Origin of the sequence: Rhizobium sp. RAF56 (assembly GCF_052113965.1) — a bacterium.
Classification (GTDB): Bacteria; Pseudomonadota; Alphaproteobacteria; order Rhizobiales; family Rhizobiaceae; genus Rhizobium.
In genome coordinates this window covers 1-11625 of sequence record NZ_JBFRDU010000020.1, presented here as the reverse complement: position 1 = coordinate 11625, position 11625 = coordinate 1, and the positions used below count along the sequence as shown (strand labels likewise).

Sequence of the window (11625 nt, the reverse complement as noted above, 5' to 3'; positions counted from 1 at the left end):
CTACTCCGCCGGCAGGCCGTTCGTGACGCGGAACAGGCTGCGGTCCTGCGCCCGTTTTTCGGGCCTATGTCGCGTGAGGGCAAGGATGAAGCCCGCCGTGACCGCAATCGCGATCATCGAGGAGCCGCCGTAGGAAATCAACGGCAGCGTCATGCCCTTGGCTGGCAAAAGCTGCAGGTTAACGCCGACATTGATGATCGACTGAATGCCGATCTGCAGCACGAGGCCGGCGACGGCAAATCGGTTGAAGTCGTTCTTTTCCTTGTAGGCATGCGACAGGCCGCGCAGCACCAGCACGGCGAAGACGGCAACCAGCGCCATGCAGAAAATAACGCCGAATTCCTCCGCCGCGACCGAGAAGATGAAGTCGGTGTGCGCATCGGGGATGATGCGCTTGACGATGCCCTCTCCGGGGCCTGCGCCGAACCAGTCGCCGCGAACGATCGCCTCCTTGGCGGTATCCACCTGGAAGGTGTCGCCCTCGCCGGTCAGGAACTTGTCTATTCGAAGCGCCACGTGCGGAAAGACGTAGTAGGCGCTGACGAGACCGCCCGCACCGAAGCCGCCGAGCAGGATGATCCAGAGCCAAGGCATGCCCGCCATGAAGAACATCCCACCCCAGACCGCCGTCGTCAGGATCGTCTGCCCAAGGTCGGGCTGGGCCACCAGCAGCGAGGCGACGATGCCGTAGAGAATGATGGCGAAGAGATTGCCCGGAATTTCAGGCTGGCGGGCGTGTTCGGCAAAGAGCCAAGCGCAGACGATGACGAAGGCCGGCTTCATGAATTCCGACGGCTGGATCGAAAGGCTCGCGATATTGACCCAGCGCCGCGACCCCTTGACCTCGATGCCGAAAAACAGGGCAAACAGCATCATCGCCAGTGCGACGATCAAGAGGATCACCGCTGTACGCCGCACCTGCCGCGGCGTCAGGAAGGAGATGCCGATCATCGTCGCTATCGCCGGGATCAGGAAGGCGGCGTGACGCTTGACGAAATGGAATGGCTCCAGCCCGATGCGCTCGGCCACCGCCGGAGACGCCGCAAAGGACAGCATGAAGCCGATCCCCATCAACAGGATGAAGATCGCCAGAAAAAACCGATCGATGGTCCAGAACCAGTCGGCCAGGGCCCCACGCTGCACGCGGCTTACCATCTCATTTGCCTCCTGTCGCCGGATCGATCAGCATCGTGACCCCTTCCAACGCCGCCACATGATCGACGAATGCGTCGCCGCGCGCCTCGAAGTTCTTATACTGGTCGAAGCTTGCGCAAGCCGGGGATAGCATCACGGCGACCTGGCTGGCGTCATCCTTTTCCGCATCGGCCGCGGCATGCGCTACCGCCTGGGCGAGCGTCCCCGAAATCTCGTAAGGCACCTTCTCTCCGAGCGTCGCTGCGAAAGCGGGTGCTGCCTCGCCGATCAGATATGCCTGTGCGATGTGTGGAAAGAGCGCGGCGAGCGTGGTGATGCCGCCCTCCTTCGGCAGACCGCCGGCAATCCAGTAGATGCGATCGTAGCTCGACAGCGCCGGCGCTGCGGCGTCCGCGTTCGTCGCCTTGGAATCGTTGACGAAGACGACGTTGCCGCGCTTTGCGACCGGCTGCATGCGGTGCTTCAGGCCTGGGAAGGAGGCCAATCCGGCACGGATCTCGTCGGCGGAAAGGCCGACCGCCAGGCAAGCGGCGATCGCCGCGGCCGCATTCTGCGCATTGTGGCTGCCGCGGAGCGTCTGGATGCCGTCGAGATCGGCAATGGTCGACGTGGCGCCATTGGCTGCCTCAACGATGCGGCTACCCTCGGCGTAGAGCCCGTTCGCCACCGGATGGCGGCGGGAAATGCGGGTGACTTTGACGCCGGCGCGTTCGACGCGGTCGGCAATCAGCGTGGAGAAACTGTCATCGACGCCGACGATGGCAACGCCGCTGCCGCCCACCAGCCGCTCCTTGACGCCGGCATAGTGCTGCATGGTGCCGTGACGATCGAGATGGTCCGGCGTCAGGTTGAGCAGGATGCCTGCCGACGGATTGAGCGTCGGGGCGAGATCGATCTGGTAGGACGAGCACTCGACGACGTAGAAGCGTTCGGCCTTAGGTACGTCAAGCGTCAGGATCGCCGTGCCGATATTGCCGCCAAGCTGCGTGTCGCGCCCGCTCGCCTTGAGGATGTGGGCAATCAGGGCTGTCGTGGTCGACTTGCCGTTGGTGCCGGTGATCGCGATGAAGGGGCAGCCGGGCGCATGCGCCCTGCGCTCGCGCACAAAAAGCTCCACGTCGCCGATGATGTCGAGGCCGGCAGCACGGGCGAGTTCGACGGTCCAATGCGGTTTCGGATGCGTCAGCGGCACGCCCGGCGAGAGCACGAAAACGGAAAAGACGCTCCAATCCTCGCTCCTGAGATCCGCCGTATGGACGCCTTCGGCAGCAGCCTTCCTGACGCTGTCGGGATTGTCGTCCCAGGCAGTGACGATCGCCCCGCCTGACATCAACGCCCTGGCCGTGGCAAAGCCCGAGCCCCCGAGCCCGAACAGCGCTACTTTCTTGTCCTTGAGCGTGGTAATCGGAATCATCGCCGGATCACCTGAGCTTCAGCGTCGAAAGGCCGACCAGCGCCAGTACCACCGCGATGATCCAGAAGCGGACAACGACCTGGCTCTCGGTCCACCCCTTTTTCTCGAAGTGATGGTGGATCGGCGCCATGAGGAAGACCCGGCGGCCGGTCATCTTGAAAAAGCCAACCTGGATGATGACCGACAGCGTCTCTATCACGAACAGCCCGCCGATGATCGCCATGACGATTTCGTGCTTGGTGGCGACGGCGACGGTGCCTATCATGCCGCCAAGCGCCAACGATCCGGTGTCGCCCATGAAGATTGCGGCCGGCGGCGCATTGAACCAAAGGAACCCGAGGCCCGCGCCGATCACCGCGCCGAGCACGACGGCAAGTTCGCCGGTTCCGGGAACGAAATTGATCTGCAGGTAGCTCGCGAAGATAAAATTGCCGGCGAGATAGGCGATGACGCCGAAGGAGGCGGCGGCGACCATGACAGGCACGATGGCAAGGCCGTCAAGACCGTCGGTCAGGTTCACGGCATTGCCGGCGCCGACGATGACGAAGCCGCCGAACAGCACGAAGAAGATGCCGAGATTGATCATGAAGTCCTTGAAGAAAGGAAAGGCGATCGACGAGCCGAAGGTGGAGCCTGAGGGACCCGAAGCCAGCGCCGTGCGCATCATGAAATATGTGGCAATGCAGGCGATCAGGAACTCGATGCCGAGGCGGGCGCGGCCCGAAAAGCCCTTGTCGCTCTGCTTCGTGACCTTCAGATAGTCGTCATAAAAGCCGATCGCGCCGAAACCGAGCGTCACGAGGAGGACGGCCACTACATAGACGCTCGACAGGTCCGCCCAGAGGAGACATGAGCCGACAATGCCGGCAATGATCATCAGCCCTCCCATGGTGGGCGTGCCGGCCTTCTTGAAGTGGGTCTGCGGGCCGTCGGCGCGGATCGGCTGGCCCTTCCCCTGGCGCACACGCAGCGAGGCGATGATCCTTGGCCCGAACAGAAAGACGATTGCCGCGGACGTGAACAGCGCGGCACCGGTGCGAAATGTTATGTATCGGAAAAGATTGAAAAATTTTAAATGTTCCGACAATTCAACAAGCCAGATCAGCATTAAGAGCCCTTTCTCGAACCCTCGTTATGAGTGGGGCTCCGTGTCCGAAAATGCAGGAAATTTGTCAAGCAAGGCTGCCACGATCTTCCCGAATCCCGTCCCGAGCGACGATTTCACCATGAGTATGTCGCCTGCGGCGACGGCTTTGAGCGCGAAAGCGGCAAGCTCTGCCGTGGTTTCGCGATATTCGACATGCACGCTTTCGGGCAAGGAATCGCGGAGGGCCGCCATTTCAGGCCCGGCGAGCCAGACATGCTCTATCCCGGTCGCCAGTATCGGCCCCGAAAGGTCGGCGTGGACCTTTTGGGCGTGTTCCCCCATCTCCAGCATGTCGCCGAGGACGGCAATCCGCCGCCCTTTGCCTTCCGATCCGGCGGAAAGAAGCGAAATCGCCGCGCGCATGGACGTCGGATTGGCGTTGTAGCTCTCGTCGATCAACGTGAAATAGCCATTGCCGATCGCCAGCCTGTGTCGCTTGCCGCGCCCCTTTTCCGGCTGCAGCGTGGCGAGCGCCTCGATGGCGAGATCAAGGTCGGCGTCGACGAGCGTGACGGCGCCCAGAACGGCAAGCGCGTTTTCGGCGATGTGGCGACCGGGCGCACCGATCGCGATCTCCATCGTCTCGCCCCCGAGCGTCAGCCAGAGCGTGGAGTTTTCCTCCGAGCCGTTGAACTCGGCAAGTCGGAAGTCCGCCTTGGCGTGCTGGCCGAAGGAGTGGATGTTTTGAACGCCCCGCGCCTGCGCCTCGCGCTCGAGGAAAGCGAACTGGTCGTTGTCGCGATTGAGAATGGCGTCGCCACCCGGCACCAGCCCTTCGAAGATCTCGGCCTTGGCGGCGGCAATCTCTTCCAGGCTGTTGAAATTGCCGAGATGAGCCGGCGCGATCGTCGTTATGATAGCGACATGCGGCTCGATCATCTTGACCAGCGGCCGGATCTCATCCGGGTGGTTCATGCCCACTTCGAAGACGCCGAAGTCGCTGTCTTCAGGCATGCGAGCAAGCGTCAGCGGCACGCCCCAATGATTGTTGTAGGAGGCAACGGAGGCATGCACCTTGCCGGAGGGTGCAAGCACATGGCGCAGCATCTCCTTCGTCGTCGTCTTGCCGACAGAGCCGGTGACGGCGATGATCTTTGCCTCGGTGCGCGCGCGCGCCGCGACGCCGAGCTTGGCAAGCGCCACCAGCACATCTTCGACGACGATCTTCGGCACCGTCAGTCGGCCCATGGCCGGCAACCGACCTTCGCTGACGACGAGCAGCGATGCGCCGTTCGCCATCGCCTGGCCTGCATAGTCGTGACCGTCGACACGGTCGCCCCTGATGGCGAAGAACGCCTCGCCCGGCTTGATCGAGCGGCTATCGATGGAGATGCCGGTGATGCCGGCGGGCAGCGACCCGAACGGCCGGCCCGCCATGGCGGCGATCATGTCCTCGGATGTCCACAGCCAGGTCAAGTTTTCAACTCCTCCAAGGCATTGCGCAATTCGGCATGATCGGAGAACGGCAAGGTCATGCTGCCAATCGTCTGCCCCTCTTCGTGGCCCTTCCCGGCGACGATCAGCGTGTCGCCGGATTGCAGCATCCCGACTGCCTCGCGGATCGCCGCGGACCGGTCCCCTATCTCGGTGGCGCATGCGGCGGCAGCCATGATCTCGCTGCGGATGGTTGAAGGCTCCTCCGAGCGCGGATTGTCGTCCGTAACGATGACCACGTCGGCCAGCCGGCAGGCGATTTCGCCCATGATCGGCCGCTTGCCGCGATCGCGGTCGCCGCCGCAGCCGAAGACGACGATGATGCGGCCGGTGGTAAAGGGGCGAACCGAGCCGAGCACGTTTTCCAAAGCATCCGGCTTGTGGGCGTAGTCGACATAGGCGAGCGCGCCGTCCTTCGTGTGGCCGACCAGCTCCAGGCGCCCGGAGGCGCCTTGAAGCTTTTCGAGCGCCGCCATCGCCCGTGCCGCCGGAACGCCGGTCGATACCGCAAGGCCGGCTGCGACGAGCGCATTGGCGACCTGGAAATCGCCGGCAAGCGGAATGTGCACTTCGAAAATTTCGTCGCCGAAATGGACCTCGGCCACCTGCTTGTGACGGAAATGCTCGACCCGTTTCAGCGTCAGGAAATCGCCCTTGCGTCCGACAGTGCGCACGTCCTGCCCAGCCTTGCGCGCCACCGCCACCGCTTGGTCAGACCAGGCGTCATCGGCGAAAATCACGGCCGGCGAACCCTTCGGCAGCAGCGCTTCAAAGAGGCGCATCTTGGCCGCGAAATAGGCCTCCACGGTCGGATGATAGTCCATGTGGTCGCGGCCGAGATTGGTGAAGGCAGCCGCCGAAAGCCTGACGCCGTCGAGACGGAACTGGTCTAGCCCGTGGCTCGAGGCTTCCATCGCCGCATGAGTGACGCCCTCGCCGGCCAGTTCCGCCAGAAGCTTGTGCAGGGAAACCGGGTCCGGCGTCGTTAGCGAGCCGTAGTCGTTGCGAGTGGGCGACACGACGCCTGTCGTGCCGATCATCGCGGCCGCATGGCCGGCATGCGCCCAGATCTGGCGGGTGAAGGAGGCGACCGAGGTCTTGCCGGCGGTGCCGGTCACGGCGACCATCGTTTTCGGCTGGCGGCCATAGAAGCGAGCCGCGGCCGTCGCAAGGAAACGGCGGGGTTCAGGAACAGTGAGCACCGGAACCTTGCCGGCGTCTATCTCCTGTACAGAGACGACAGCTGCTGCTCCCCGGGAAACCGCGTCGGCGATGAAAGCGGATCCGTCGGCCTTGGTCCCGGTTACCGCGACGAAGGCCATCCCCGGCGCGATCTGGCGGCTGTCGGAGGATAGGCCGGAAATCTCCAGGTCGCCAAGCGCTCCCTCGACCTTATCTCTGACGTCCGCAAAATCCTGCCCGGCGAGTTCCCGCAATTTCATCAGTGTACTTCTCTGTTCGAATTGGCGCGCGAATCGCGCACCTCATTCTTTTGCCTTCTAATAAGACACCAGCAAGGCGGAAGCATCTTCCCCGAATTTCGGTTTTACACCGAGAATCGGCGCTGCGCGGGCGATAATGTCGCGGGCGATGGGAGCTGCGGTATAGGCCGAGATCGTGCCGCCATGTTCGCCGGTCTTCGGTTCGTCGCAAAAGGTGAAGACGACGTATTGCGGATCATCGATCGGGAAGGCGGCAAGGAAGGTGTTGAAGTTGAGGGTCGACGAGTAGCGGCCGTGCACGACCTTGTCGGCAGTGCCGGTCTTGCTGCCGACATCGAAGCCGGGCACGCGTGCCGCGCGGCCGGAGCCCTTCGAGCCGTTGAAGTCGAGCAGGAAACGAACGTCGTCGCTGGTCTTCTTCTTGACCACGACCTTCGCGATCTCATCCGCCTGCTCTTCCGTACGCGGCAGGAAAGTCGGGTCGATCAGCCTACCCCCGTTTACGAGCGCCGCACCCGCGACAGCCGTCTGCAGCGGCGTCGTCGAGACGCCATGGCCGAAGGAGATGGTAATCGAGTTGATCTTCTTCCACACGCGCGGCTGGCTCGGTGTCTTCACTTCCGGCAGCTCCGTCTGGAGCTTCGTCAGCAGGCCGAACCGCGTCATGTACTCCTTCTGGGTTTCGATACCGACGAGATCGATGATCTTGGCCGTGCCGATGTTGGAAGAGAACTGAAAGATTTCCGGCACCGTCAGCACTCGGTGCTGACCGTGGAAGTCGTGAATGGTGAAGCCGCCGATATGCAACGGCGCGCTGGCGTCGAAGGCGTCGCGTAGCGTCACCTTGCCCGAATCGAGTGCAATCGCCATCGTGATGGTCTTGAAGGTTGAGCCCATTTCGAACGTGCCGTTCGTCATGCGGTTGAGCCAGCCTTCGGCAGCACCCTCGTTCGGATTGTTCGGGTCGAAGTCCGGTGCGGAAGCCATCGCCAGCACTTCGCCGGTCCTCGCATTCAATACGACCGCGCCGCCACCCTTGGCGCCGAAATTCTGGACTGCGTTGACCACGACGTCTCGGGCAATCGCCTGAACGCGGAGATCGATTGACAGCCTGACCGGCTCCAGCGGCGCATTGCTGGTCATGCCGACGGCGGCAAGATCGGCAAGGCCCTGGTCGTCGATATATTTCTCCATGCCGGCGACGCCGTGGTTGTCGATATTGACGTAGCCGAGGATATGGGAGGCGGTCGCCCCCCCCGGATAGAACCGGCGCTTTTCCGGCCTAAAGCCGATGCCGGGAATGCCGAGCGCGAGGATCTGGCTCTGCTGCTTCGGCGTCAGCTGGCGACGGAGCCAGGCGAAATGTGAAGTCTTGACCGACAGCTTGCGGTAGGTGCCGCGGGAGTCGAGATCGGGAAGCACCGTGCGCAGCTTCTCGACGGCCTCGTCCGGGTCGATGATCTTGTTCGGCTCGGCAAAGAGCGACACCGTGCGGATGTCGGTTGCGAGAATTGCCCCGTTGCGGTCGATGATGTCGGGCCGCGACGCCATCAGCCGGTCCGGCGGCAAAATGCTTGATACCGTTTCCGGCTCGGCGGCGGCGAACTGGACGAGACGTGCGCCGATCACAGAATAGACCGTCGTGAAGCTGACGATCAACAGGACGACGCGGCTCTTCGCCTGACCTGTCCGGCGCTTGCGCGCGCCTTCGAACTTGGAGCGCGCCAGCTCATCACCCGGCCGCGCGTTCACGCCTGCCGAAAAATGCGCCTTGCTCTTCAAAACCATGATGCGCGAGAGGAACGACATCAGTTTTTCACCGATCCAGTTTTGATGTTGTCTTTCGGCTCGAGGTGTTTCACAGCCCCGGCGGTCTTGGCGACGGGCTTTGCCGCCGGTTTTGCAGCCACATCGGCAATGACTCTGCGAATTTCCGCGTCCGCGCTGTCGCCGGTGGCAGCGGCGCCCTTGATAGGCGCGCCTTCCTTGTCCGCGATGTCCGGCGGCGGCAGCTGCGACCGGAGCATCGGCAGCTCGGTGGGCTGCGCCAGCGCCGTCGAAACGGTCGGCTGCAGCTTCAGTTCACCGTTGTAGATGTTGGCCAGCTTCTCGAGGCGGTTCGGCTGAACCACCAGTGCCCAGTCGGCCTGAAGCAGATCGATCGTATCCTTTTCCAGCTTGATCTCGGCTTCGAGGCGATGAACCTCCTCCATCTTCAGCTCCGCCCGATGCTTGATCGTGTAGGTGATGGTCGCGGTTGCCGTCATGAGGCCGATGAGGATGATATCGAAGGTTTTCAGCATCTCAGCCTCCGAGCTTTCCAAGACCTGCAAGATTGGGCAGGTCGAATATGCCCATGTCCGCGGCTTCGGACGGAGCCGCGGTTCGCTCGCCGGCGCGCAGCTTGGCCGACCGCGCCCGAGGATTGAGGCTCGCCTCTTCCTCGCTTGCAGAGACCATGGACTTGCCGACGGGCTCGAACGTGGCCGCGCGCTCGTGAACCATGGGCTGGTGACGAGAGCCGGATGCACGGCCCGAACGGTCGGCGAAGAATTTCTTGACGATGCGGTCTTCGAGCGAGTGGAAGGTCACGACCACGAGACGCCCGCCGGGCTTCAATGCCTGCTCGGCCGCAAATAGCGCCTGCGCCAATTCTCCGAGCTCGTCGTTGACGAAGACGCGAAGTGCCTGGAATACGCGGGTGGCGGGATGGATCTTGTCCTTGGCCTTGCGCGGCGTCACGAGCTCGATCAGGCCGGCGAGATCGCGCGTCGTCTCGAAGGGCTTTTCGGCACGGCGCCGCTCGATGGCATGCGCGATGCGCGGCGACTGCTTCTCTTCTCCGAGAAAGGCAAAGATGCGAATGAGATCCGCCACCTTGGCACGGTTGACGACATCGGCGGCAGAGACACCGCTTGCCGACATGCGCATGTCGAGAGGGCCGTTCTTCTGAAAGGAGAACCCGCGCTCCGCCTCGTCGATCTGCATCGAAGAGACGCCGATATCGAGGACGACGCCATCCAGCCCCTCCTCAGGGGCGTGGTCGGCAAGGTTCGAAAACTGGGAATGGATCAGGGTGAGCCGGCCCGCATGCGCCGCCACGAGCGCCTGGCCGGCTGCGATCGCGGTCGGATCGCGGTCGAGCGCGATGACCTCCGCACCCGTTTCAAGGATCGCCGAGGTATAGCCACCGGCGCCGAAAGTACCATCAAGAATGCGCTTTCCCGGCGCCGGCGCGAGCGCCGTCAGCACCTCCGGGAGAAGAACCGGAATGTGGCGAACAGGTCCGCCACCGGCATCGGTATCACCTTCGCCAGAATTCGCCGCCATTCCGTTTCCCCATTCTACTCCGAGCGCCCGCCCGCCAGCCTGCGCTCCCCTCGTGCTTGGGCCTGAGCAGCCTGAAAGGCCTGCGGGCGCCAAAGCTGAAAATGATCCGCCCGACCGACGAAGGTTACCTCTTCGGTAATCCCGGTGAAGTCGCGAATGAAATCCGTGATCATCAACCGCCCTTCCGCATCGAGCTTCAAAAAGACCCCGCCCCCATGAACCAGGAGCGACATCTCGTTCGCCGCCAACGAAAACGGATCTTCCGCCGCAATCTGACGCTCGTACCGATCGAGCAGATCCGCGCCGCCGATGCTGATCGCCGGAAAGACGAAATCCTGGAAGCAATAAAGCTCCCGGATGCCGCGCTCCGCCAGCACCACGCGAAATGCCGAGGGAACGGAAACCCGGCCCTTGGCATCGATCCTGTTGGTCGCATTCGAAAGGAAGCGGCTCATGACGCGAAACACCCGTTTCCTCAGACAGAGGAGCGACGATCATTCGCCCCAAAGCACCGCCCCAGCCGGACACGACTTCGCTAGCCGAAAGAGCGAACGCCCTTCCGGCACCTTCGAAATGAAGGCGCTTGAAGCTTTGCGATGAATGGGCACAGAGCCCTCGTGCAGTGCAGTTATGGGATACCATGGGACCATATGGGCGTCAATGGGACACGACCGCAAGAATGGGCGATCGCGGCATGGGGCATTCGCAAGCTTGGCCGTTTCCGGTCACCCGCCCCGCGCTTGGAAAGTCGAGGAAAATGCGCGCAAAACCGTTTCTTAACCATAAGCCTGAAGCGGTTAATGAAAGGTGAAGGCGCACCCTTCGCCGATCGAAGAAAGTGCTGCAAATCCAGGTAATGCGGCTGATTTTATCAATGCCGATCTCGCTCGACCGAAATTCACCGATGGCTTTCGTTTTTCATCATATGATCTAAATATATTCATGCGACTGCTCAGCAGTGGCGAGCTACTCTGCCGTCTTCGGAGCGACTGGGCCGGCCTTTGCGATGTAATGCCGAATGTGAAATGAGCGATCGAGAGCAACCCGGGCAACGTAACACATGACCGATCCATCGACTTTTCTGCCGACTTTCGTCAGCGTGGTATGTCTTGTCGCCTATTTCCTGCCGACGCTTAGCGCTTTCTACAGGGAGCATCCAAGCCGGTGGCCGATTTTCTGGGTCAATCTATTTCTCGGCTTCACGCTGCTCGGCTGGATCATCTGCATGTTCTGGGCGCTCTCCGAAATCTCGCGCGGCATTCGGCGCGCCAATGTCGGGACGGCGATGGAACATCGGTTCGCCGACGAGGAGGATGAAAAGCTGTTGCAGCTGAGGACACTCCTGAGCGACGGCGTGATCACCGAGAACGAATACGACGTCATGCGGCAGACGCCGCTCTCGGCGCAAAGCTGAGCGAGACCGTGCGGGTCTCTTGCGTGCGGCATGAGAGCAGTTCCAGGAAAAGTGTGAAGCGGTTTTCCGGTCCGGAATTGCGTGAAAACAAAAAGATAGAGCGGATCTGCGATTCAAAGCACAGTACACGACTCAAGTTTGGCGGAAGCGTTTTGGGCAAGCGGTTGTCCATGCGAGTTCAGCGTTTTTGGGCTGATGGATGATATGGTTTCGCAGGGCATCGAAACCGATGCGGAACCAGGATTTCTCCCGTCTGCCATGGCTTGATTTCTCCCGTCTGCCATGGCTT

10 protein-coding genes are annotated in these 11625 nt (G+C 62.2%); 1 reads left to right on the top strand and 9 read right to left on the bottom strand.

Annotated features, from left to right (window positions below; translation table 11 throughout):
* Genes ftsW through mraZ form a run of 9 tightly spaced genes read right to left on the bottom strand, consistent with a single transcriptional unit; the run spans position 1 to position 10377 of the window.
* Entirely contained in the window at positions 1-1155 is a 1155-nt protein-coding gene (gene ftsW / locus AB4048_RS17465; RefSeq protein ID WP_442203253.1) for a putative lipid II flippase FtsW, read from the bottom strand.
* A 1-nt stretch (position 1156) separates the two neighbouring features.
* Positions 1157-2569: a UDP-N-acetylmuramoyl-L-alanine--D-glutamate ligase gene (gene murD, locus AB4048_RS17460; RefSeq protein ID WP_442203252.1), complete on the bottom strand. Its 1413-nt coding sequence runs from the start codon at positions 2567-2569 to the stop codon at positions 1157-1159.
* A 7-nt stretch (positions 2570-2576) separates the two neighbouring features.
* On the bottom strand, positions 2577-3677 hold the full coding sequence (gene mraY / locus AB4048_RS17455; protein ID WP_442203251.1) for a phospho-N-acetylmuramoyl-pentapeptide-transferase: 1101 nt from the start codon (positions 3675-3677) through the stop codon (positions 2577-2579).
* Positions 3678-3701: 24 nt separating this feature from the next.
* Positions 3702-5132 carry a UDP-N-acetylmuramoylalanyl-D-glutamyl-2,6-diaminopimelate--D-alanyl-D-alanine ligase gene (locus AB4048_RS17450; RefSeq protein ID WP_442203250.1) on the bottom strand — a complete coding sequence of 477 codons (1431 nt, stop codon included), beginning with the start codon at positions 5130-5132 and terminating at the stop codon, positions 3702-3704.
* A complete protein-coding gene (locus AB4048_RS17445) occupies positions 5129-6592 on the bottom strand; it encodes a UDP-N-acetylmuramoyl-L-alanyl-D-glutamate--2,6-diaminopimelate ligase (protein WP_442203249.1) in 1464 nt (487 codons plus the stop codon). The genes AB4048_RS17450 and AB4048_RS17445 overlap by 4 nt, the downstream gene beginning before the upstream one ends.
* Before the next feature lie 57 nt (positions 6593-6649).
* Positions 6650-8401: a peptidoglycan D,D-transpeptidase FtsI family protein gene (locus AB4048_RS17440; RefSeq protein WP_442203248.1), complete on the bottom strand. Its 1752-nt coding sequence runs from the start codon at positions 8399-8401 to the stop codon at positions 6650-6652.
* Positions 8401-8895: a cell division protein FtsL gene (ftsL, locus tag AB4048_RS17435; protein ID WP_442203247.1), complete on the bottom strand. Its 495-nt coding sequence runs from the start codon at positions 8893-8895 to the stop codon at positions 8401-8403. Before ftsL ends, AB4048_RS17440 begins: the two co-directional genes overlap by 1 nt.
* A gap of 1 nt (position 8896) precedes the next feature.
* A complete protein-coding gene (rsmH, locus tag AB4048_RS17430) occupies positions 8897-9922 on the bottom strand; it encodes a 16S rRNA (cytosine(1402)-N(4))-methyltransferase RsmH (protein ID WP_442203246.1) in 1026 nt (341 codons plus the stop codon).
* A 14-nt stretch (positions 9923-9936) separates the two neighbouring features.
* Complete coding sequence (gene mraZ / locus AB4048_RS17425; protein ID WP_442203245.1) at positions 9937-10377, bottom strand: division/cell wall cluster transcriptional repressor MraZ; 441 nt, start codon at positions 10375-10377, stop codon at positions 9937-9939.
* 605 nt (positions 10378-10982) lie between these two features.
* On the opposite strand from mraZ, the gene AB4048_RS17420 reads away from it, so the two are divergent.
* The gene (locus AB4048_RS17420) at positions 10983-11336 is read left to right on the top strand and encodes a superinfection immunity protein (protein ID WP_442203244.1); all 354 of its coding nucleotides are present in this window, start codon (positions 10983-10985) and stop codon (positions 11334-11336) included.
* Positions 11337-11625: the final 289 nt, after the last annotated feature.

What these genes read in the sequence shown, in the direction of transcription:
- ftsW (WP_442203253.1), bottom strand. Translation starts at nt 1,155, where the DNA reads ATGGTAAGCCGCGTGCAGCGTGGGGCCCTGGCCGACTGGTTCTGGACC.
- murD (WP_442203252.1), bottom strand. Translation starts at nt 2,569, where the DNA reads ATGATTCCGATTACCACGCTCAAGGACAAGAAAGTAGCGCTGTTCGGG.
- mraY (WP_442203251.1), bottom strand. Translation starts at nt 3,677, where the DNA reads ATGCTGATCTGGCTTGTTGAATTGTCGGAACATTTAAAATTTTTCAAT.
- AB4048_RS17445 (WP_442203249.1), bottom strand. Translation starts at nt 6,592, where the DNA reads ATGAAATTGCGGGAACTCGCCGGGCAGGATTTTGCGGACGTCAGAGAT.
- AB4048_RS17440 (WP_442203248.1), bottom strand. Translation starts at nt 8,401, where the DNA reads ATGTCGTTCCTCTCGCGCATCATGGTTTTGAAGAGCAAGGCGCATTTT.
- ftsL (WP_442203247.1), bottom strand. Translation starts at nt 8,895, where the DNA reads ATGCTGAAAACCTTCGATATCATCCTCATCGGCCTCATGACGGCAACC.
- rsmH (WP_442203246.1), bottom strand. Translation starts at nt 9,922, where the DNA reads ATGGCGGCGAATTCTGGCGAAGGTGATACCGATGCCGGTGGCGGACCT.
- mraZ (WP_442203245.1), bottom strand. Translation starts at nt 10,377, where the DNA reads ATGAGCCGCTTCCTTTCGAATGCGACCAACAGGATCGATGCCAAGGGC.
- AB4048_RS17420 (WP_442203244.1), top strand. Translation starts at nt 10,983, where the DNA reads ATGACCGATCCATCGACTTTTCTGCCGACTTTCGTCAGCGTGGTATGT.